At 63.7% G+C, this 22,327-nt stretch carries 22 protein-coding genes; 2 read left to right on the forward strand and 20 right to left on the reverse strand.

The genetic code is table 11. The features are described from left to right. Positions 1-70: 70 nt before the first annotated feature. The 12 genes from M2339_RS05975 to M2339_RS06030 form a co-directional block, all read right to left on the reverse strand. The gene (locus M2339_RS05975) at positions 71-1,747 is read right to left on the reverse strand and encodes a formate--tetrahydrofolate ligase (RefSeq protein ID WP_181559667.1); all 1,677 of its coding nucleotides are present in this window, start codon (positions 1,745-1,747) and stop codon (positions 71-73) included. A gap of 87 nt (positions 1,748-1,834) precedes the next feature. Beyond that, a complete protein-coding gene (locus M2339_RS05980; RefSeq protein ID WP_264570305.1) occupies positions 1,835-2,701 on the reverse strand; it encodes a methylenetetrahydrofolate reductase in 867 nt (288 codons plus the stop codon). A gap of 92 nt (positions 2,702-2,793) precedes the next feature. Further along, on the reverse strand, positions 2,794-4,209 hold the full coding sequence (gene ligM, locus M2339_RS05985) for a vanillate/3-O-methylgallate O-demethylase (RefSeq protein ID WP_181559665.1): 1,416 nt from the start codon (positions 4,207-4,209) through the stop codon (positions 2,794-2,796). Between the two features lie 343 nt (positions 4,210-4,552). Continuing rightward, positions 4,553-5,095, reverse strand: a complete 543-nt coding sequence (locus M2339_RS05990; protein ID WP_264570304.1) for a VOC family protein — start codon at positions 5,093-5,095, stop codon at positions 4,553-4,555. Positions 5,096-5,108: 13 nt separating this feature from the next. Then, entirely contained in the window at positions 5,109-5,825 is a 717-nt protein-coding gene (locus M2339_RS05995; protein WP_264587220.1) for an alpha/beta fold hydrolase, read from the reverse strand. A gap of 18 nt (positions 5,826-5,843) precedes the next feature. Further along, positions 5,844-6,857, reverse strand: coding sequence for a zinc-dependent alcohol dehydrogenase family protein (locus tag M2339_RS06000; protein ID WP_264606260.1), 1,014 nt, complete (start codon positions 6,855-6,857; stop codon positions 5,844-5,846). 50 nt (positions 6,858-6,907) lie between these two features. Continuing rightward, a complete protein-coding gene (locus M2339_RS06005; protein ID WP_264587218.1) occupies positions 6,908-7,666 on the reverse strand; it encodes a glutathione S-transferase family protein in 759 nt (252 codons plus the stop codon). A 12-nt stretch (positions 7,667-7,678) separates the two neighbouring features. Continuing rightward, complete coding sequence (locus M2339_RS06010; RefSeq protein WP_264587217.1) at positions 7,679-8,428, reverse strand: SDR family NAD(P)-dependent oxidoreductase; 750 nt, start codon at positions 8,426-8,428, stop codon at positions 7,679-7,681. A 27-nt stretch (positions 8,429-8,455) separates the two neighbouring features. Then, complete coding sequence (locus tag M2339_RS06015) at positions 8,456-8,971, reverse strand: protein tyrosine phosphatase family protein (protein ID WP_264606261.1); 516 nt, start codon at positions 8,969-8,971, stop codon at positions 8,456-8,458. Between the two features lie 7 nt (positions 8,972-8,978). Beyond that, positions 8,979-10,493, reverse strand: coding sequence for an aldehyde dehydrogenase family protein (locus tag M2339_RS06020; RefSeq protein WP_181559658.1), 1,515 nt, complete (start codon positions 10,491-10,493; stop codon positions 8,979-8,981). Between the two features lie 269 nt (positions 10,494-10,762). Further along, positions 10,763-12,409 (reverse strand): GMC family oxidoreductase, encoded by a 1,647-nt coding sequence (locus M2339_RS06025; RefSeq protein WP_264587215.1) that lies wholly within the window; start codon positions 12,407-12,409, stop codon positions 10,763-10,765. Between the two features lie 12 nt (positions 12,410-12,421). Next, on the reverse strand, positions 12,422-13,051 hold the full coding sequence (locus tag M2339_RS06030) for a gluconate 2-dehydrogenase subunit 3 family protein (RefSeq protein ID WP_264570297.1): 630 nt from the start codon (positions 13,049-13,051) through the stop codon (positions 12,422-12,424). Between the two features lie 180 nt (positions 13,052-13,231). Here M2339_RS06030 and M2339_RS06035 point away from each other — a divergent pair, with 180 nt between their 5' ends. Beyond that, entirely contained in the window at positions 13,232-13,573 is a 342-nt protein-coding gene (locus M2339_RS06035; protein WP_264587214.1) for a YdeI/OmpD-associated family protein, read from the forward strand. Between the two features lie 54 nt (positions 13,574-13,627). On the opposite strand, the gene M2339_RS06040 is transcribed toward M2339_RS06035, so the two are convergent. The 8 genes from M2339_RS06040 to M2339_RS06075 form a co-directional block, all read right to left on the reverse strand. Further along, positions 13,628-14,104, reverse strand: coding sequence for a DUF892 family protein (locus M2339_RS06040; protein WP_264587213.1), 477 nt, complete (start codon positions 14,102-14,104; stop codon positions 13,628-13,630). Between the two features lie 78 nt (positions 14,105-14,182). After that, positions 14,183-14,962, reverse strand: a complete 780-nt coding sequence (locus tag M2339_RS06045; protein ID WP_264587212.1) for a glutathione S-transferase family protein — start codon at positions 14,960-14,962, stop codon at positions 14,183-14,185. Further along, positions 14,962-15,741 (reverse strand): glutathione S-transferase family protein, encoded by a 780-nt coding sequence (locus M2339_RS06050; protein WP_264575786.1) that lies wholly within the window; start codon positions 15,739-15,741, stop codon positions 14,962-14,964. The genes M2339_RS06045 and M2339_RS06050 overlap by 1 nt, the downstream gene beginning before the upstream one ends. 37 nt (positions 15,742-15,778) lie before the next feature. Beyond that, positions 15,779-16,156, reverse strand: a complete 378-nt coding sequence (locus M2339_RS06055; protein WP_264587211.1) for a twin-arginine translocation signal domain-containing protein — start codon at positions 16,154-16,156, stop codon at positions 15,779-15,781. After that, on the reverse strand, positions 16,153-16,605 hold the full coding sequence (locus M2339_RS06060; RefSeq protein ID WP_264570291.1) for a c-type cytochrome: 453 nt from the start codon (positions 16,603-16,605) through the stop codon (positions 16,153-16,155). Before M2339_RS06060 ends, M2339_RS06055 begins: the two co-directional genes overlap by 4 nt. Continuing rightward, entirely contained in the window at positions 16,602-18,179 is a 1,578-nt protein-coding gene (locus M2339_RS06065) for an FAD-binding oxidoreductase (RefSeq protein WP_264587210.1), read from the reverse strand. Before M2339_RS06065 ends, M2339_RS06060 begins: the two co-directional genes overlap by 4 nt. Positions 18,180-18,313: 134 nt before the next feature. Continuing rightward, complete coding sequence (locus M2339_RS06070) at positions 18,314-20,638, reverse strand: TonB-dependent receptor (protein WP_264587209.1); 2,325 nt, start codon at positions 20,636-20,638, stop codon at positions 18,314-18,316. Between the two features lie 376 nt (positions 20,639-21,014). Continuing rightward, a complete protein-coding gene (locus M2339_RS06075; RefSeq protein WP_264587208.1) occupies positions 21,015-21,428 on the reverse strand; it encodes a winged helix-turn-helix transcriptional regulator in 414 nt (137 codons plus the stop codon). Between the two features lie 107 nt (positions 21,429-21,535). Between M2339_RS06075 and M2339_RS06080 the strand changes: the two genes are divergently transcribed. Next, positions 21,536-22,279 (forward strand): SDR family oxidoreductase, encoded by a 744-nt coding sequence (locus M2339_RS06080; RefSeq protein WP_181559646.1) that lies wholly within the window; start codon positions 21,536-21,538, stop codon positions 22,277-22,279. Positions 22,280-22,327 lie beyond the last annotated feature (48 nt).

Here is a 22,327-nt window from a genome sequence, read left to right on the forward strand (position 1 = left end):
GCCCGCCAGCAACGCCGACGGGCCAATCTCTCAAAGCAGGAGGCCACTAGCCTCCTTCAATCTTAATTGATCAGAACAGACCTTCGATCTGACCCTTGTCGTCCAGACGGATGAAGTCCGCCGACGGCGTCTTGGGCAGGCCGGGCATGCGCATGATGTCGCCGCACACCGCGACGATGAACTCGGCGCCTGCCGACAGGATCACGTCGCGCACCGGCACGACGTGGTTGGTCGGCGCGCCGCGCAGGCTTGGATCGGTCGAGAAGCTGTACTGCGTCTTGGCCATGCAGACCGGCAGATGGCCATAGCCATCGGCTTCCCAGCCCTTGAGCTTGTTGCGCACGCTGCTATCGGCGGTCACTTCGCTGGCGCGGTAGATGCGCTTGGCGATCGTGTCGATCTTGTCGAACAGCGAGAGGCCGTCCTCGTAGATCGGCGCGAAGTTGGACGAACCGCCCTCAGCCAGGGCGACAACCTTGCGGGCCAGTTCTTCGGTGCCCTTGGAGCCATTGGCCCAGTGGCTGCACTCGACCGCTTCGGCGCCAGCGGCTTCCGCGATCTCCTGAACGACAGCCATTTCCTCGGCCGTGTCGGTGACGAACTGGTTGATCGCGACGACCACGGGCACGCCGAACTGACGGACGTTCTCGATGTGGCGGGCGAGATTGACGCCGCCCTTGCGCACCGCGTCCGGGTTAGCCGTGCCAAGATCGGCCTTGTCGACGCCGCCGTGCATCTTGAGCGCGCGGATGGTGGCGACGATGACGGCCGCGGAGGGCTTCAGGCCAGCCTTGCGGCACTTGATATCGAAGAACTTCTCGGCGCCAAGGTCAGCGCCGAAGCCGGCTTCGGTCACCACATAGTCGGCGATCTTGAGCGCCGTCTTGGTGGCAAGCACCGAGTTGCAGCCATGCGCGATGTTCGCGAACGGCCCGCCGTGGATCAGCACGGGGTTGTTCTCGAGCGTCTGCACGATGTTGGGCTGCAGCGCGTCCTTGAGCAGGACGGTCATCGCGCCCGAGGCGTTCAGCTCGCGCGCCAGCACGGCCTTGCGGTCCCGGGTGTAGCCGGCGTGGATGTTGCCGAGGCGACGCTCCAGATCCTTGAGGTCCGAAGCGAGGCAGAGGATCGCCATAACTTCCGACGCCACGGTGATGTCGAAGCCGTCCTCGCGGGGGTAGCCGTTGGACACGCCACCGAGCGAGTTGACGATCGAACGCAGCGCGCGGTCGTTCATGTCCAGCACGCGACGCCATGCGATACGACGCGGATCGAGACCGAGCTTGTTGCCCCAGTAGATGTGGTTGTCGATCAGCGCGGCGAGCAGGTTGTTCGCCGAGGTAATGGCATGGAAGTCGCCGGTGAAGTGGAGGTTGATGTCCTCCATCGGCACGACCTGCGCATAACCGCCGCCGGCAGCACCGCCCTTGACGCCGAAGCACGGGCCGAGCGACGGCTCACGCAGCGCAGCGACCGTCTTCTTGCCGATGGCGTTCAGGCCGTCAGCAAGGCCGACTGTCGTGGTGGTCTTGCCCTCGCCTGCCGGCGTCGGGTTGATCGCGGTGACGAGGATGAGCTTGCCATCCTGATTGCCCTGGACGCTGTTGATGAAGTCCCAGGACAGCTTCGCCTTGTACGGACCGTAGTTCAGCAGCGCGTCCTGCGGGATGCCGACCTTTGCGCCGACCTCGGCGATGTTCTGCATCTTCGCTTCGCGTGCGATTTCGATGTCGGAGCCTTGAGCCATGATTCTCCTAGCCTTTCCATGATACGGCCCGGAACGGGCCGACCGTCTTTGTCCGGAATTAATTGAGCGGCAGCGGACGCCGGAGCGTCAGATGCCCTGCTTGCCCTTGAAGTTTACGATCCACTCATTGGTCTTCACCAGACCGCCGAACGGATAGAAATGCAGGTGGACCTTGCCATGTTCCTCGCCCAGCGCGGGGACGAGATCGGCGATCACCGGATCGGGACCGGCGCTGCCGATCAGGCTGGTGATCGAGAGGCCGTACTTCTTGACGACCTTGGCGGAGGTGCCGACACCGCAGCGCGCGGCAAAGCGGAGCAGCGTCTTGATCGAGGCCGGGCCGGCCAGGCCGATGCGCACGGGGCCATCAATGCCCTCGGCGCGGATCTGCTTGAGCCAATCGAGCACCGGATCGGCATCGAAACCGAACTGGGTCATGATCGAATAGTCGATCCCCTGCTCCTTGAGCGAGGCGACCTTGTCATGCATCGCCTTGACGAGCTTCTCGTTGGTGATGTCCGGGTGACCTTCGGGATAGCCGGAGATGCCGACATGCTGGATGCCATATTCCTTGAGCGTGCCCGAGGAAATCACGGCCAGCGCGTCATCATAGGGCCCAAGCGGTTCAGAGGGATCGCCAGCGATCACGAACACATGCTTGAGGTCGATCTGCGCGGCGAGCATGTCGAGGAAACGGTTGAGGTCTTCCTTCACCAGAAGGCGCCGGGCGGAAATGTGCGGGACCGGCTTGAAACCGAGGTCCTGAATGGCCCGAGCCGCGCGGACGCGATCCTCGAACTCGGCACCCGGCAAAAAGGTGCAGGAAATGAGCGTACCCTGCGGGATCATGTGCGCGGCATTCTGCAGCGCTTCCACGTCCTTGGGCGTGATTTCGAGCGAGTAGTCTTCAAACAGCCGCGCCAGTGCGGTCTTGTCCAGGGTTGCCGTAGCCATGAAAAGTCCTCGCCTCGATTAGGGCTTACTGTGTTTTTAGAAGGTCGTCGGGGCGGCCACCCCGGAGGATGGCCGCCCGCAACGGATCAGGATCAGGCGTCGACGCGAGCGCTGCGCCAGCCGCCTTCGTACGTCTCGCGCGCGGTCACCGAATAGGGGACCGGGCTCACGACGGCACGAACAGCGATCTGCTTGTGCGGCTCGACGGTGGACTTGCGCGTGCCGCCATTTTCCTCGCCCCACAGGACCGTCAGCTCGGTGCCGACGGGGATCTCGTGGTCGATCGTCGCGAGCGAAAGCGCGCGCTTCTCGTTGTACGAGTAGCCGGTGAACATCGAGATGCCGACCGTGTTGCCAGCGGCGTCGAGGACGGCGTCGGCATTGGTGTTGGCATAGTTGGCCAGCGGCAGGTCGAAGAACTTGTAGTGCGAGTCGGCGTCGGCATCGAACAGGGAACCGTAGATCTTCGCCATGTCGTCGCCGTTCCAGGCCAGCGTGACCTTCTTGCGCTGCGTCGAAGCGTCGAGGGCTTCGAGCGCTTCGCGGCCGATGAAGTCGTGGTCGAACTTCACGAACGGACCGTAACCGATCTCATAAGGATTGGTGTAGTAATCCTCGATGTTGTTCGAGACGAACGAACCGCCGATCGCGCCGGTGGCTTCGTAGCTCTTGGCCGGCAGCCACTCACGATAGGCCTTCAGCTTCTCGCCGGTGTAGATGGCCGGCAGCGGGCTCGGGATCCAGCCGGATTCCAGAGTGTTCGAGGGATAAGCGCGCGAACCGACCTGCACCAGGCCGAGATCCTTGCCAGCCTCGACGATGGCGCCGCGGATGTCTTCCATCTCTTCGTACGGACCCCAGATTTCGAGGCCCGGTGCACCGGCCATGCCGTGACGGAGCGTGCGCACCGAGCGGCCAGCGATGTTCATGGTGGACATGTTGAAGAAGCGGAGCTGCTCGAGCTTGCCGCCGTGCAGCTTCTCGATCACGTCCCAGGCGTTCGGGCCCTGGATCTGGAAGCGCCAGTAGCTGCGGTTGACGGGCTTGCCCATCGGACGCGAAGGCGAACGGTCGTCATAGACGATCTCGACGTCGTAGCCGCCGGTCTCGGCGTGGTACTGCAGCCAGTTGGCAGCCGGCGCACGGCCGACATAGCAGAACACTTCGGGCTCTTCCCAGAAGATGATGCCGTCGCCGATGACGTGGCCATAAGGCGTCACGGGCACATACTGCTTGGCCTTGTTGACTTCCCAGCCCTTGGGCGAGTTGATCATCGTGTCGGTCAGGAGCTTGAGCGCGTCCTTGCCCTTGATGAACAGGTTGACCATGTGGTGCGACTGATCGAACAGCACGGCAGCGTTGCGCCAGGCCCACTGCTCGGAGCGCCAGTTGGAGAATTCCGGAGCAACGACCGGATACACATAGGCGCCGATCTGGCTGTTGCGCAGCATTTCCACCGGATTGCCGGCGGCGTTGAGCACTTGCTCAAGATTGGTAGGGTTGGACATCAGAGAGCCTCTCCATTTGGATCGCGAGAAACAAGGGTCTGCGTTCGACGAGAACGTCGAATCGATGGACGGGCGGAACATACGAAATTTTGTATGTTACACAAACGAAAAATTGGAAGGCCGCCCAGACCCTCCGGCGCAGAAATTAGCGAATTGATAGGGATTTATCACCTCGCAATGGCGTCAAAAAAACAGGTTCATGCTGCACCAGCGAACCAGTTTCCGGCCTCATCGGAGCCGGTTCCCACGGATCGCCGGTTCATGCCATTTCCACGGCGCGGGGTATCATGTGTAGCCATGTTGCTGCGCAATATGATTGAGGTCGCGCGGGGCCTAAACCGGCTCACAGGAAGGGCCGGATGGGGTCGCGGCCATCCCAATCCTGCGTCTGCTCCCAAAAGGTGGTGAAGCCGGCATCCATGCCCCCCGTTGCCGGAATCAGCTCGACGAAGCCCGGCGCGCCCGGCCCGCCCTCGAAGAACGCGACAGAGCCACCAGTCGGAACCGGCGCCCGCTGGACCAATGTTTCCCCACGCGCGATCCGGCGCGCCACCTCGTCCTCGATGTCCTCGCGCGCGACGCCAAAGTGATGGAAGCCATAGCCCACGCGATCGATCGTCTCCTTGTAGACCGACGGATGGTCGTCCAAAGGCTGGATCAGCTCGATATTGGTCGAGCCGGCAAAGCTCATCGCGATGGCGCTGCTACTCTTGCAGGTCTCGCCGCGATAGACATGATCCGGCCCCCCGAAGCTCGGCAGGACGAACCAGGGACCGACGCCCGTCCGCTCGATCCACCAGTCGATCGCCTGATGGATGTCGCGGACCACATAGGCCATCTGGCAGATGGTACCGATGTCGCCGCCGAAGCCAAATTTCCTGGTCATCCGTCTCTCCTCTTCATTCTTGTTCTGCGATGGTCGCCAGAGCACCCGCGAGGGTTTCCGGCATGGAAATGAACGGGCTGTGATCGCTCTCGAGCGCGGTCACGCTGCGGCAAGGCAGCACGGCCTGCATCGCGCGTTGCACGTCCAATGAAAAGGTCCGGTCCTGCGCGCATTCGATGTAATGGCGCGGTACGCGGCCAAAGCGAGCCGCAGTGAGGCGCAGCGCGGTCCCGAATGGCCTCACCGGTTCGTCAATGAGCTGCACGGCCGACTGCCGCTGGTCCTCAGGACTGCACAGCTGGTAGAAGAATTCCGCCGCTGCGGATGGATCGAACCGCAAGCCAAGGCCTGCATGGACCGGGCTGAGCGCGGCGCCGAAGCGGCCCGTCTCCATCGAGCGCCCGATCATGTCATAAAGGCTTTGCCCGTCGGGGATGAGCGCGCCGCTGATATAGACCAGCGCCGCGAACGCCTCCGGCGCCAGTTCGGCGGCCTGACTGGCGATAATGCCGCCGCGACTATGGGCACACAGGATCACCGGCTCAGCCTGGCGGCGGGCCTCCCCGACGATAAACTGCGCCCAGCCCTCCAGCGAGACCTGCGCCATGGCGCGCGCGTCGCCACCGGCACCCGGCAGGTCCGGCGCGATCATGCTGTGCCCGGCCCGCTCCAGGGGCGCGCGCAGGCGGTCGAAGCACGACCCGCTATGCCAGGCCCCGGGTATGAACATGAAGCGGGCCACGCGATCTCAGCGAACGTCGATCACCACCTTGCTGAAATGTTCCGAACCGCTGCCATGCGCAAAGGCCGCCTTGGCATCCTCGAACGTATAACGGGCGCCGATGACCGGCTTGATGCCGTTGACGTCAATTGCCGCAGCCAGTCGTCGCGCCATGCCGCGCGAGCCGACGAAAATACCCCGCAGCGTGCCGCCGACGAACATCAGGCCTGATGGGTTAGGCCCGCCAACGGGATTGAGCACGCCGATCAGTGCAACTTCGCCATTGTGGCGCAGTGCGGCCATGCTTTGCTGCACCGTGCCGGCACCGCCGACCTCGACCACCTTGTCGACGCCGCCCATCGTGGTGGAGACATGCTGACCCCAGTCCTCGATCTCGCGATAGTTGATGAGATGATCGGCCCCCAGCGCCTTGGCGCGCTCCAGCTTGGCGTCGCTGGAGGAGGTAATGATGACCTCGCAGCCCGCCGCCTTGGCGAGTTGCAGGGCGAGGATCGACACCCCGCCGGTGCCAAGCAGCAGCACGCGTTCGCCGGGTTTGACCGGCCGTGGGCCTTCGAACAGCGCGTTCCAGGCCGTCACACCGGCGCAGGGCAGGCAAGCCGCCTCGGCATAGCTAAGCGACTTGGCAACGGGAACCACGCCCTGCTCCGGCAGAACGACCACTTCGGCGAGCATCCCGTCGGCGCCCGCGGCACCGAGCGCAAGGCCAGCAGCCGGATTGGGCGAGCCATCGTCCCAGCTCTGGAAGAAGGTGCCGGCCACCCGGTCGCCCGGCTTGAACTGCGTCACACCCGCACCCACGGCAATGACTTCGCCCGCCCCGTCGGAAAGCGGGATCGTCGGGTTGGGCACCGGACCGCCGAGATAGCGCCCGAGCACCACCGCCTGATCGCGATAGTTGAGCGAACAGGCATGAACCCGGATCGCCACCTGGCCGGGACCGGGCGCGGGCTGATCGCGCTCGACCAGATGAAGATCGTCGATCGAGGTGGCCCCCGCCGCCAGTTGCCATGCACGCATCGTCAAACTCCTTCAATCATCTCAATTCACTGTGTCGCCGGCTACAGCGCCTAGCGGTCGCCAGACCAAGTCCGCAGGCCCGGCGCGGTACGGTCTTCGCTGGCCAGCGCCTCGGCGACGGCCGGGCGCGCCTTCACCCGCTCGCGCCAATCGACGATCCGCGGATAGTTGGTCGTAACATCCAGCTCCGGGAACATCCGCTCCACCATCGCGCCGCAATGGCTGAAGAAATTGATATCCGCCGTCGTGTACATATCGCCGGCCAGCCAGGGCGTCTCACCAAGCTGGGCCTCGATCTTGCGCAGCGCATAGATGATCTTGTCGGTCGCGTTGGCGAGGTCCGTCTCGGAAAAGCCAGAGCGCGCGGTCGCCCATTTCTTGCGCTGATCGGGGAGCGGAATATGCTCGAGCAACTTCTCGAACTCGCCATTCTCGATGTTGCGGGCAATCACGCCGACGAGCCGGTGCCAGCCATGCATGGAGACATAGTTCATGACATGCTCGTCGACAAACTTGTTCCAGTAGCGCACCTTGGTCTTGCCGAGCGGATCGTAGGGCATCAGCGGGACTTCGGGAAAGACGTCTTCCAGATACTCGTTGATGACGGTCGTGTGGGTGATCACGGCGCCATTATGGACAAGCACCGGCACCTGCCCTTCCGGGTTGATTGCCTTGAACCAGTCCGAATGCTGCTCGAACTTGTGGAGATCGACATAGATCGATTCATAAGCAAGCGCCTTCTCCTTCAAGGGGATCATCGACTTGAGCGAATTGGCCAGCGGCTCGGCGTGGTAATATTTGAGCGTCATCCTGAGGGTTCCTTAAACTTCGAGCGTATCGAGCACGCCCCCATCGACTGCCCAGTTCTGCGCCGTCACATGACTGGCAGCCGGCGAGAGGAGGAAGCAGGCGACCTCCGCCAGTTCATCGGCGCTGCCCATCCGGCGCTGGGGCACGCGCTGATTGATGCGCGCGGCTTGCTCGGGCGGGATCAGATCGAAGGCCGGCGTTTCGATGAAGCCGGGGACGATACAGTTGCACCGCACGCCCTGCGGCGCCAGTTCGACGGCGATGGCGCGCGAGAGGCCAAGCACGCCATGTTTGGACGCGACATAAGCCGGGTTCATCGCCATGCCGCGCTTGCTGGCCATGGATCCAGTGACGAGGATGCTGCCCTCCCCCGCTTCCACCATCCCGGGTGCGAGCGCCTGAATGGCCCAGAAGACGCTGGTCAGATTGACGCGGATCACCTCGTCGAACAGCTCGGGCGAATAGGCCAGCGCCGGCGCGAAGTTGCCCGCGAGCCCGGCATTGGCGAACAACCCATAAGCCGGCCCGAAATGCCCCACGGCCTCTGCCAGCGCGGATTCAAGCGCGGCTTTGTCACCGACATCGGCGGCGAAGGCAGCGGCATGATCGCCGATGGCCCGCGCCTGATCGGCCAGCGCGTCCTTGCGCCGCGCGAGCATGGAGACCCTCGCGCCACGGGCGGCGAGCATCCGCGCCGTCGCCAGTCCTATGCCACTGGATGCGCCGGTGACGATCACATGCCGCCCCGCAAAGTCTGTCATGGCCTCTCTCCTCTCCCTGCGCACCGTCTAGCGCGGCGCGATGATCTCGATCCACGGCCCAAGGTCCGGGCTGCTCCCGGCTTTCGCCAGGTCGGCAGGATCCCATATCTGCGTCATCAGCGCCCGTGCTTGTTCGTAGGCGACGCCGAGCACATCCCGGCGGTAGCGATAGACGAAGGCCGAAACGCGCCAGTTCATGATGCAGTGGATATGCACCGGCGCGTCATCGGCCTCCAGCGCCGCGACGAACGCCTGATAGTGATCTTCGGTCGGCGCATCGAAGGGGATGGGGATATGCGTGTAGCGCAGCCCTGCCCCGGCCATCTCTCCGGCTTCATCCGGCAGGGCCTCCGGGTGACTGTCCAGCGCGAGATTGATGACATGGCGCACGCCAATCTCGGCAAGGCGCGCAGGATCGCCCGACTGAAGTCGCCCGGACGTCGTGATCCGCGCATCGACGCGCAGAAAGTTCCGGATGTCGTCCGGGTCCGCCATGTCCCTCGACCGATCTCGCCCCTCCCCGGCTGAGGAGGGGGCGCTCATTTGTGGATCAAAGGGCGATGATGACCGATTTCAGCTCGGTATAGGCCTCGACGCCCTGACGGCCCTGCTCGCGGCCAAGGCCGCTTTCCTTATAACCGCCGAACGGCAGCGCGGGGTCGATCATCGAGTGGCAATTGCCCCAGATCGTGCCGGCCTTCAGCTTCGCGGCCAGCTTGTGCATGGCCGAGAGATCTTTGGTCCAGATGCCCGCCGCAAGGCCGAAGCTCGTATCGTTCGCCTGTCGCGCGACTTCATCCAGATCATCGAAGCGCTGGGCCACGACGACGGGGCCGAAGATCTCCTCGCGCACCACGCGCATGTCCGGCTTCACGTCCACGAGCACGGTCGGGTTGACATAATAGCCGCCCTCGCTCGCCGGCGCATCACCGCCGACGGCCACAGAGGCGCCCGCCTTCTTGCCGTCCTCGATATAGCCCATCACGCGCTGCATCTGCTCGTCGCTGACCAGCGGCCCCATATGCGCATCGGGATCGAGGCTGGCGCGCGGCTGCCAGAATGCGGAGGCTTCCACGAAGTTCTCCAGCACGCTGTCAAATACGCTCTTGTGCGCATAAAGCCGTGAGCCGGCCACGCAAACCTGGCCAGAATTGAAAAAGATCGCCTGCGCGGTGCCGGGGCCGACGACCTTGGGGTCGACGTCCGGCAGCACGATCACCGGCGACTTGCCGCCCAGCTCCAGCGTGACGCGCTTGAGGCTGTCTGTCGCAGTACGGTTGATGATCTTGCCCACTTCCGTCGAGCCGGTGAAGGCCACCTTGTCGACATCGGGGTGTCGCACGAGCCGATCGCCGGCGGTATGACCGTTGCCGGTGATGATGTTCACCACGCCGGCCGGAATGCCGGCCTCGGCGATGAAGTCGGCCAGGCGCAGCGCGGTGAGCGAGGTCTGCTCGGCCGGCTTGAGCACCACCGTGCAACCGGCGGCCAGCGCCGGGCTGATCTTCAGCACCGCCATCAGCAGCGGGAAGTTCCACGGCACGATCTGCGCGGCGACGCCAATCGGCTCGCGGCGGACATAGCTGTGGAAAGCACCGCGCGGTGCGGACATGGGCTCGATCATCTCGCCGCCCAGCTTCGTCGCCCAGCCCGCCATATAATGCATCATGCCAATGGCGCCGGGCACGTCGATGGCACCGGCCATGCCCTTGGGCTTGCCATTGTCGATGGCTTCCAGCTCGGCCAGTTCATCGGCATGGGCGCCCAGGATATCGGCGAGCTTGCGCATCATCGTCTCGCGAACGATGGGCGGCAGGTCGGACCAGCGGCCATCGTCGAAAGCGCGGCGGGCCGCCGCCACGGCGCGATCGACGTCGGCATCGCTCGCATCGACAAAGCGGCTGATTTCCTTGCCGGAGCTGGGATCGATCACGCCCAGCGTCTCACCGCCGGTGGAATCCACCCATTGCCCGTCAATGAACAGCTGCGGCTTGCGGGCGAGCGCCTTCTTGGCCGCTTCCGAATAGGGGAATTGCTCGAGCTTCACGTTGCTCATCTGGTTCATTCATCCAGCTCCTCTGTGAACCCGGCTCAGCGTGCCGGGCATATCATCTGCCCAGCGCGCTCCGACGCTTCTTGGCGGCGAACGAGCGCGCATGACCCAAATCATCGATCTCGACGACAGGTTTAGGACAAAGTCATGATGAGAGTCGATGGGGTGATTGCGGGAGCGTAGCGATAACCGTCATCGCCGCCATTCATGCAGTGCGGACGGGTCCAATAGGCCTGCCCAGGGGCCGTCCGATTTGTGTCAGACGGCACCTGTGGCTGCGATCAGATCTGATTGGTCCGCGCGAACCGGGCGATATGTTCGGCCGCGCGGAAGGCGAGGGCCTCGATCGTCTGCGTGGGCTGACCGCGCCCGGACGTCACCATGCTCGATCCATCGCACAGGAACAGGTTCCGCACGTCATGGGTCCGGTGATATTTGTCGATGACCGACGTCTCCGGGTTGTTCCCCATGCGGCAGGTGCCGAGCAGGTGGACGCCGCCGCGCCCTTCGCCCACTTCACTGCGGACGACCTGCGTCGCGCCGGCGGCATCCATGATCTCCACCGCCCGATCGGCCTGCCAGTTCGCATGCTTGGTGTCGTCAGGGTGATCCTTGTACGTCACCCGGATCGCCGGAATGCCCCACTCGTCCTTGAGTTCGGGATCGATGTCGACGCGGTTGGTCTCCTGCGCCAGCGACGTGCCGTGGCCCGAGCAATTCATCCAATAGGTGTAGGATTCGAGATATTCCTTGAATCCCGGCCCCCATGTCGGCGTGCCCTTGGGGACGCTCTGCCCCCAGGTGAGAGGGCCGCCCGAGCGCGCGTCGAACCCGCCGCCACCGTAGAAACCGCGCTTCTCGTCGGCGTCATAGAAATCGTGCAAGATGCGGGTGACGTTCGCACCCTTATATTCGTTGAGCGGCTGCTCGAACCGGGCCATCGCCCCGCCGCCCTTGTTGCACATCAGATAGCGACCGACCTTGCCGCTGGAATTGGCCAGCCCATCCGGGAAGGCATTGGTCGCGGAGTTGAGCAGCAGCCGCGGCGTCTCCGCACCATTGGCGCACACGACCACGGCGCGGGCATTCTGGAACTGCTCCTTGCGATCCTTGTCGAAATAATGGACGCCGGTGGCGCGCCCGGCATCGTTCATGCCGATGCGGAACACGTAGCTCTCCGAGCGGATCTCGCAATTGCCTGTCGCCTCGGCCTCGGGGATCACCGTCCAGACCGACGAGGACTTGGCCATCACCTCGCAGCCAAAGCCGCCGCACAGACCGCATTGCGCGCAAGGCGGCCGATCCTTGTAGATCACGGAATTGATCGCCAGCGGCGCCGGGAACGGATGCAGGCCGAGCTTGCGCGCCCCGCGCTCGAACAGCACGCCGGAGGATTTCACCGGCAGCGGCGGCATGGGATAAGGCTTGCTGCGCGGTGGATCGAACGGGCTAGCTCCCGCGAGGCCGGACACGCCGACCTCCCATTCCACCATCGTATAATAAGGTTCGAGTTCGGCATAGGTGATCGGCCAGTCGACCAGATCGGCGCCGGGAATGGAGCCCCACCGGCTGCCTTCGATAAAATCGATCTCGTGCAGTCGCCAGAAATTGGCGTTGAAATGCGCGCTGCTGCCGCCGACCACGCGGGCATAGGTCAGCGCATTCCGCTCCATGCGCTGCGCCGCCTTGCTCGGGTCGCTGCGGAAGGTTTGCGGATTGGCCGTCGGGCTGTTGGTGATGCCGGACAGGTGCCGGTACTTCAGCTCGTCATGCTCGAACTCATAGGCCTCCAGCCGAGGCCCCTGCTCCATCACCACGACGCTGTTGCCGGCACGCGCCAGTTCCCGCGCCATGATGCCGCCCGAAGCGCCCGAGCCGACGACGATGAAATCGACTGTTTCGCTGGTCTTGTATGTCTTGCGATCCATGGGGCGCCTCCGTCAGGCCATGTAGGGCTTGGTGCCGGGATAGGGCTCGAACCCCGGATAATCCTTGTCGTAATAGCCGAAGGGCGGCTCCCAATAATGGCTGTCGACCACGCCGATCAGCTTGGTACCAACCCCCTCGAAATTGCCGCCATATTTGGGCATGGCGATGAGGCCGAGGACCGTGAGCCGACGCACCGCCAGGAAGAAGGGCGTCTTGTCGACCTCCTTGAGCCAGGCGATCTGCTGGGCGTCCGGCGCGGCGGAGAATGGCGCCTGCGTTCCATATTTCGCGGCATAGCCAGCGTTGAACTCGGTCAGGCCGGCCTTGAAGGACGGCCATTGCTCAGCAAAGAAACTGCCCATCGCATTGTCGATGAAGTAGACGATATGCGCATCGCGCGCGCCCGGCATGGCGCCGCCCGGCACGATCTGGTTGGCGATCGCATCGACATTGGCCGCTTCCGCAGGGTTCAGCGTCGTAAAGCTCGTATGCCCCTCGCCCGCTCCTGCGCCGCCATGACCATGCCCGACGTGCTCTGCGGCGGATGCGATCTGTGGCCAGTTCAAGGTCACCCAGGCCGCGCTAGCCAGATTGCCGACGGCAGCGAGAAACTGGCGGCGTGATGGAGAAGTCTGGGTCATAAGGCACTCCGAAACCGGCCGGAAAGTGCCATGATTGAGCGCTGCCAGGGGCTCGGAGGGAATACGTCAAACTACGCATTGCGAGGTCGCGCCGGGGCAGCGCAAATGCGGGTCCGCCCACGTAGCCAGCGCTTCCCTCACCCCATTGAATTGTTCGGTCATCGCGGGCACCATGCGCCCATGGGTAATTTGGTAGGCAAGACGGCAGACGCATTTCCGCATGGCACCGTCCATCGGGCCGCAGACGATCTTCAGCACGCGCTGACCGCAGATGCCGACCTGTTCGCTCTCTGGGAGAAGCTGACACCACTCGGCCGGAACGAGTTCATCTGCTGGGTGGAGGACGCGAAGCAGGCGAAGACCCGCGAAAGACGGATCCAGCGAACCTGCGAGGAACTGCGCGAGGGCAAGAAGCGGCCCTGCTGTTGGGCCGGGTGCATTCACCGGACGGATAAGGCCCCCGGGCGATGGCAGCAGGCGGTGCTCATCGATGGCAAGACCGGCAAAACGCCTCCCGCCTAGGCCCGCGCCATCGCCGTGTTTAGCCTCTGCTAGCTGGTCAGATGAAAGGAACGGTCAGCCGGCGGCTCGCGTCACGTCGAGCAGCAGCGTGCGGAACTGCTCGTCGGTGGCGTGGGCATGCGTGCGCATCGCGCTCAGAGCCTCCTGCGCGCGCTCATGGGAGAGCGTGTTCGCAATAGCGATGGCGGTCTCCAGGGAGACGGCATCGGCCGCCACGGCTTTTCGCACGGCGCCAACGATGGCGATGTCGCGTAACGACCCCTGCGGGATCGTCTCGGTATCGCGGTGGGCATCCTTGACGATGCCGCCCATCCAGAGGTTCTCAGCGGGATCATCGATCGGCTCGAGCGCGTTGATCGCACGCGCCTGATCCCTCCAGCTGCCCGCCAAGGCATCGACAAGCTGGGAGACCGGCAGGCCGACGGCAGCAGCGATCGAGGGCAAAGCCTCGGCGGCAAGAACCCGTCCTGCATAGAGGTCTTCCAGACAGACGGTCAGCAAGCTGGTCAGGTCGCGGGCTTGGGTGCTCATGCTGCTCCTCTCCGATGATGCAGCGGCGCGAGAGGCGCCGCCGATCATCCAACGAGAGAGCGCGGTGGACGTTCCGTCCTAGCCCCAGCGATTGATTTCCGGGCCGGGGGCAAAGGCGTGAGCCGGCTGCGGGCTGCCCGCCTGCGCGAGCGCCTGCTGCACGCTGGGCCGCGCCTCAACCCGCGCCAGCCACGCCGCCAGGCGCGGCTTGTCGGTGAAGGCATCAGGGACCAGATCACGCATCGGCGCCACCCAGGCGTAGCTTTCCAGATCGGCGATGGAGAAGCTGCCCATGAGCCAGTCGCGCGCCTCAAGGCGGCCCTCGATCTTCTGGGTGGCCTCCCGGACCCGCGCCTCGCTGGCAGCACGATGCTCGGCCGAGAGCTGGCCGCTGCGCGTCTCGCGCCAACGCTCGGCCAGATCCTGCGAGGCAATGGGGGCGATCAGCGCATCGAAGCGCGCGTCATCGAGCGCAGCCAAGCGCGGCGTCGTCCACGCCAGGTTGGCCAGGGCCGCCGCGCCGGGCGCGACGCGCTCTATCATCCAGCGACACCAGGCCATCATTTCCCACCGCGCATAGGGATCGGTCGGGCGCAGGCCACAACCGGGCGCCGCGTCATCCAGATAGCAGGCGATGAACACGCTGTCGCACAGCGCCTGTCCGTCGACGACGAGCACCGGGCCCTCCCCTTCGACGCTGTAATCCACCTCGAAAGCGCGCGGCACGGTCCCGCCATGGCGCTCGGCCATGCCAAGATCGATGGGGCGAAGCTCCGCGTCCAAACCGCTCTCGAACAGCGCGGCGAGCACAGTGAGCGACGGGCCGGTCGGCTCGCCATGATACAGGGTCATCGCCATCACGCTGCCTCCTCGATCAAGGGAATGATGCGCTCGGCAAAGCGGGGCACGCGGCTATAGGCCCAGGTTTCGCGCACGGCCGGGCGCCGCGCAATGGCGCGCAGCCAGCGCATGATGTTGGGGGTTTTTGCGTCGTTCACGTCGTCGGGCTGCATGGAGGGGAGCCCGTAAGCCGAATTGAAGCAATTGATATCCGCCAGCGAGTATTGATCCGAGCCGAGATACTCGCGCTGCCCCAGCGCCTCCTCCAGCTTGGTGATGCCCAGCTTCACCCGCCGCGTCGACTCTGCCAGTTCCGCCTCGCTGAACAAGCCGTAGATCGCCTTGCGCCAGGCAGTGCGGCGCTCCGGCAAGGGAATGCGGTCGATCGCCGCTTTGAGTTCTTCAGGGTCGCGCGCCCGGACCTGCGGGCCGATGAAGATGCTCCAGCCGATCATGCTGAACGACGGGCAGAGCCACTGGTCGAGATATTTCATCCACCAGCGCACGCGCCAGCGATCGACCGGGTCTTCAGGCATCATCGAGGGGCCGGGAAAGGCCTCCTCCACATATTCCATCATGGCGGTCGATTCATTGAGCAGCCGGCCGCTATGGGTCATCGCCGGGATCGTCCCCATCGGGTTGATCGCCAGATAGTCCGGCTTGTGCTGATCGAACGAGAGCAGGTCGAGATAATGGCTGTTGAACGCCACGCCTTTCTCGATGAGAGTAAGCATGGGCTTGCCCGAATTGGCGTTGGGCTCCCAATGGTACAAAGTGACGTCGTTGCTGCTGCTCATCGTAACGCGGGCCGCTGCCCTCTCCTCTCGATCAATTTCAGGCCATCGTCCAGGCGATGAGGTCATGCGTCGCGTCGCGCCGTTCAGAGCGCAGACGCAGCCCGCGATCCTCAAGCCAGGTCCGGGCGGCGACATAGTCATTCCACCCGGTCAGACCCGCTACCGGACCAGACATCGCACCGCTGCGACGGATCGCGCGGACGCCGGCCCAGTTGCGGCTGTGCTCTCCGGCAAGATCGATCTGCTGCACGCCGAAGAACTGCCCGGCGAAGGACCGGCTTGCGGCTCTGCGGCTGTCATAGACGACGATGCGAGCGGCCTTCTCCGGCCCAGCGACGGCCCGGGCGCCGAATAAGCCGACAGCCCCTGCCACCGCCGCGCCGCCCAGCAATTGCCGCCGCGAGACGCCGCTCATTTGCCCTTCCCCAGATAGGCCGCCACGGCTTCCAGCTCGGAATCGGTGATGTCCACGCGCGTCTGGCGGGGCATCGCGCCCTTGCCCATGCGCACAACCGCCTTCACATAATCGGCGGTCAGATCGTCCCGGTTGGCGATCAGGCCCATGGCGGGCGGGTTGCCCATCATCACCTGCTGCTTGGTGATCAGATTTGTGCCCATCCCCCAATCGAAATGGCAGGCGCCGCACCGATTGGAGAACAGGGCTTCACCGCTATTGGCATTATGCTGCCGGTCCCCTGGCGCCATCTGCGCCCGCATGCCGTAAGCGGAGGGTGGCGGCGGGCCGCCTGCCGGAGCACCGCCGGGCTGGGCAGCCCGCGCATCCCTTGTCCCCAGATCATAGGTCGTCATCAGCACGCCGACCGCCATCAGCGTCATGAGGCTCGTTACCTGCCCTATCCTCATGCCAGTGCCTTTCCACGCTGGTCGGCATAGGCGCTGGGCCAGATGCCGTTCTTGCCGGGGGAGAGAATGCCGTTCGGGTCGAGCGTGTTTTTCACCTGCTCGGTCATCCGCCGCATGGCGTGGTTGTTGAACCCGAAGGTATCGGAGATCGCGTCCATCCAGCCGAGATGGGTGCGATATTCGGCATAGCCATGGGCGGCAGCGTCGGCGATCAGGGCGTTGAACAGCGTCTTGATCGTCTCGACCTGCTTGTCGTTGTCGCGGTCGTACATGAGCATGTTCACATTGTTGCAGAACCGCCCGCCAATGGTGAAGCTGGCGTAGAAATCCACATCATGATCGTTGATGATCTTGCGGCTGCGGCGCATCTGATCGAGCACATGCTTGCCGGTGGCCGGGACGACCGGCGAGAAACCCATATGGGCACTGCGCCCGCCAACCCAATCGCCCATCTGCAGCGGAACGGCCGATGGTACGCCGAGCGTCAGGTCCATCACATTGGTCGCATCGCCCTTGCGCCACCAGCGCTCGCCGATCGGCGTCTTGAGGTGCGGCGCGAAGGCGGCCTTCACGACAGCCGCCTTCGCCTTGGTCACCGATTCCTCGCCATAGAGGCGCAACTGCATGTTCCAGTAGCTGAGCTTGTGCTCCTTGAGCAGTTCCTGCACGCGCCATTCAGGAATGGCGCCGGGCTTGTCCCAGAAGTCCTTGCGCTGTCCCAGGATCGTCATCTTGCCAAGCCAACTCGGAATGAAGATCGACTGATCGATGATCCGGTTCAGCCGCAAGGGTGTGAGGGTATCGATCACCCAGCCGATGTCTTCCGCCTGCGGGATTTCAAGGTTCAGCTCTACGGAGGTTTCCGGCTCCGGCATCAGCCACATGCCGGCCTTGGTCACGACGCCCAGGTTGGACTGGGTGAACATCTGGTCCCAGCTCGGACCGTAGCTGAACGGAAAAAGATGCGCGGCCTTGTTGTTCTCCATCGCGCCAAGGCCCGTGCGCACCACATCGCCATTGGCGAGCACGACTTCCATGCCGCACAGGTTGCTCGCGTGGACGCCATAAGGCGTGTAGCCGATGCCATGATCGAGCGCGTTGCCAAGCACCGAGCCCCAGCCATTGCCGGGCACGGACATCATCAGCGGCAGCTTCTCGCGCTGGATATGCTCATAAAGATCGATGAAGCCGACGCCCGGCTCGATGACGCAATAGCCCAGTTCCGGATCGACCTCGAGAATGCGGTTCATCCGCCCGAGATCCAGCACCATACAGCCCGGCATCCGCGGCGCTGCCGTGCCATAACCAAGGTTCTTGCCGCGCGCGACCGTCCACAGGGGGAGCTTGTGCTCATTGGCGATGCGCACCACCGCCTGCACTTCCTCGACCGTGCTTGGCGCTACCGCGCCCGATGCGGTCCAGAGCGTCTCGGGCCCCGGCGCGTAAATATCCGCATAGGCATCGCGATCTTCATCGCTGGTCATCACCCAGCCCGCACCGACCGCAGCCTGCAACGCCTTGACGGCGGCATCGAAGCGTTGGGGTGACATTCCAGGCGGCAAAACTAGCTTCATGCGCTCACCTCTCCTTGCGGGCCTGTGCGGCCTCTCGCTCTTGCGACTATCGCTATTGTGGGATCATGGGGCGGTCAAAGGAAATGAGGGCGACCACGCGGCCGCCCTCCTCAAGTTTATCTCGCCCTAGGGCCTCAGAAGTCCTTTTTGATCGACACGCGCCATTCGCGCGGCGCGCCGACATTGGCATAGGCCGTGCCGGCGAAACCGTAGACCGCGTCAAACCGCGACGTGTAGTAATATTCGTCGAAGAGGTTGGTCACTTCGAACGACACGGCGAGGTCGCGATCCTGATTGCGCCAGGTCAGCCGGGTGCTGCCGAGCACGTAGGACGGAAAATATTCGAAGTCCGGATTGACCGCATTCAGCGTTCTGCTGGCCAGCTGCCGGCCGCGATAGGCGACGTCCAGCCTTGGCGTGATCGAGCCGGACCCGCCCATGTCGATCTCATACTGAATGCCTGCGCTCCACTGCGTTTCGGGCGAAACGATGGGGCTGCCGGCGGTGATGGTGCTGCCGACGGCGGGCGAGATCGATTTGTACTCTGAGCCGATCAGGCTCAGCGACGCGTCGATCATCAGATTGTCGACCGGAGTTGCCGAAACCTCGGCTTCGAAGCCCCACATCTTGCCGTCGCCGGCATTGGCGATGACCGCGCAGGGCCCGCCGCCATAAGCCGAACAGTCGGAGAGCGGCAGCTGGATCGCCTTATAGTCGTTGTAGAAGCCCGCGAGGTTCACGCGCAGGCGACGGTCGAGCAGATCCGTCTTCAGGCCGATCTCGTAGGCTGTGACGGTCTCCGGCCCGAACGTGCCTTGGGTCGCGTGCGTCGGCAGGAACGGGCGGGCGGTGACGCCGCCGCCCTTGAAGCCCGTGCCCACGGTTCCATAGAGCAACACTTCCGGCGAGAAGCGGTAATCGACGGACAAGCGCCAGTCGACCCGGCTGCCGTCGTACACGGCCTTCAGGTTATTGAGAGCCGAGAGACCGAACGGATCGGGGAAGAGCGGCGCGGTATTGTCGAGGTTCCGCCGGATGAACGTGTAGTCCTTATGCTCCTCAGTGTAGCGGATACCGCCCGTGATCGTCATGCCATCAACCGGACGGACGATCGCGGTGCCGAACACGGCCTTGCTATCCGCATTGATCGGATCGTTGCCGAGGAACTGGAGCGGCACGCCGGGGATGATGTAGCGAATATCCTGAATGGTGAAGTAGGTGCTACGCTGGTCGGAATAGTATCCGCCCACGGTCAAATCGGCCATGTCGCCAAGCTTGGCGTTGACCCGCAGTTCCTGGCTTACGAACCAGAAATCAAGATCGTTGAAGCCGCCGGCGGCCCGCGTCAGCGTCGGCGTGAAATCATCGTCCGTGCCCCAGCGGTTATTGTAGGAGCGATAGGCCGTGATCGACTGGACCTGGAGATTGTCGGTCACATCCCAATCGATATGGCCAGACACGCCCCAGCCACGGAATTTGTTGCGATTGCCGGTGTTCCAGTTGCCGGCCTGACCGCCCGCCGGCAGCCCCCAGCTTGCATAGGTGCACCACGGTCCGCACAGAAAGTTGGAGGCATCGCCCTGCGCCACGATCGGCACTTCGGCGGCGCTCGGTCGGTCGGAATACTGATAGTCGCCGATGATCTGGATATCGAGCTTCTCGCCGGCATAACGCAGCGCGCCCCGCACGCCTGAATAGTTGATGCCGCCCAGATCCTCGACCACGCAGTCGGTGTTGGTCGGCACGGCCGGCAGGATGCCCTCGGGATTGCCGGGGTTGGCGCAGCCATAGTCGATCTGCTGGACATAACCGCGCTGGCTCTTGTGGACGCCGGAAACGCGGGCGAAGAGCATATCCGTAATCGGGAAATTCGCCCCCGCCCGAACTTCCACGCGGTTGCGCGAACCGTAGCTCACTTCGGCAAAACCGCTCGGATCGGCCTCCGGCTTCTTCGAGAACAGTTTGATCGCGCCGCCAATCGAGTTGCGACCCGTGAGCGTTCCCTGCGGGCCGCGCAACACCTCCACGCGCTCCAGGTCGAGCAGGTCGAAATTGGCACCGGTGAGGGTCGGATAATAGACATCATCAACATAAAGCCCGACGCCCGGCTCATAAGCCGGGTTGAAATCGAACTGCCCGATGCCGCGGATGGAGGCGCCCATGGAATCGCCGAACGCGCCACCCATGGGGGTGAGGGTCACGCTGGGCGCCTGCCGGGCGACCGCAGCGATGTCATCCTGATTGCGCGCCTCGAGCAGCGCCGCATCCACCGCCGTGATCGCCAGGGGCGTATCCTGCAGGCGCTGAGACCGAAATTGTGCAGTAACAATGATATCGGGGGTGCTGTCGGCCTGCGGGACGGCATCTTGCTGGGCGAAAGCGGGCGTCGTCGCCGCGATTGCCATCACCATAACCGAACCGGCGCACAGCAATGGGCGGATTCTGGACTTCCTGTTCATCACATCTTCTCCTCACCTGTGCGGCTCGATGCAGCCTGACATTGCGCGGGTCTTTGCGACCTCTCGCAGAGCATACAGGAGCCGTTTTTTTAGGCTCGTTGATATAGGCAGGAATTCCGGACAGGATCAACTTAAAGGAGACGGCGGCAGCGTGACGGCCAAACTTTTGGTCCCGGCGTGGGACTTATGCATCAGGGCGCTTGTTCAAGAGCGCAGAAACATGTCTCGTTGTGCATCTTTGAAGCACGGCAAAGGCGAACAGCCGCCGCGATGGAGGCGGAGGCCGGCTAAGGTGCCAACTTGAATGCGCGAATCGTTGCCGCTGCGTTCGTTAAAACAGAATGCGGCGAGTTAGCGGTCGCCCTGCCCGGCTCACTTAGCGAGCGCGTGCCTCATCAAATCTCAGGCGAGCGGCGTCGATGTCTTGCAGATGATCCTCCGCCCAGGTCCACACGCCACAAAATGCTTCGCCCAGACTGGCCCCCAGCTCCGTCAGCCGGTAATCCACATGGGGAGGCACGACCGGATGCACCGTGCGGTGGACCAGACCGTTGCGCTCCATCTGCCGCAGGGTCTGCGTCAGCATCTTTTGGCTGATGCCGGGCATCTTCTCGAAGATGCGTGTGAAGCGCTGCTCGCCATGGTCATGCAACACCTCGATCAGCAGCATGGTCCATTTGTCCGCGACTTGGCCGATAAGGCCATTGACCAGCGCTTCCACGCGGGGATCGATCTGATCGTAGCGATCGGGGCTGGCTGGCACGCTTGGGCGCTTCGCTTGAGTTGTCATTCACACTCTCTTTCCGGTGAGTATCAATCTTTCCGGTGCCTTCTTTCGTTCTGAAAGCTAGGACTTAAATGAGCAGTCGTCCACCAGCAGAATTTGGAGCAGACGGCATGAAGACCACTGGCAACACCATTCTCATCACTGGCGGCGGCTCGGGTATTGGCCGCGCATTGGCGCGCCATTTCCACGAGCTCGGCAACACGGTGATCGTCGCCGGGCGGACCGCAGCGACATTGGCTGAAACCATCGAGGGTCGCGCGGGCATGCACATGCTCACCGTCGATGCGAGCGATCCGGGAAGCATCGAAGCATTCGCGGCCGAAGCGATCGCCCGCTTTCCGGCGATCAACATCCTGTTCAACAATGCCGGCATCATGCAGCGCGAGGATCTGACGCGACGTGGCGACACGACTGTGGCGGAGCAGACCTTCATCACCAATGTGCTGGGGCCGATCCGTCTCACCAATGCCTTGATCGAGCATCTGACGGCGCAGGAAGACGCCGCGATCGTCAACACGACCTCCGGCCTCGCCTTCGTGCCACTGATCGGCACGCCGAGCTACAGCGCGAGCAAGGCGGCCCTGCATAGCTGGACGGTCTCCCTGCGGGAACAGCTGCGCGGCAAGGTGGAGGTGATCGAGCTGGCCCCGCCAGCTGTGCGCACCGAGCTAACCCCGGGCCAGTCCACCCGGGAAAACTATATGCCGCTCGATGATTATGCTGCGGAAGTGATGGCGCTCTTTCAGCAAGTGCCCACGCCCGAGGAAATTCTCGTCGAGAATGTCCGCTTCCTTCGCTCGGCGGAGCGCGAGGGACGGTTTGCCGAGACTGTGCGGATGATCAGCACGCTTTGATCGCCAAGGTGGTATGACGAAACATCACCGCCGTCCAAGGGGGCAGGC

The organism is Sphingobium sp. B2D3C (assembly GCF_025961835.1).
In the GTDB taxonomy this organism is placed as follows: domain Bacteria; phylum Pseudomonadota; class Alphaproteobacteria; order Sphingomonadales; family Sphingomonadaceae; genus Sphingobium.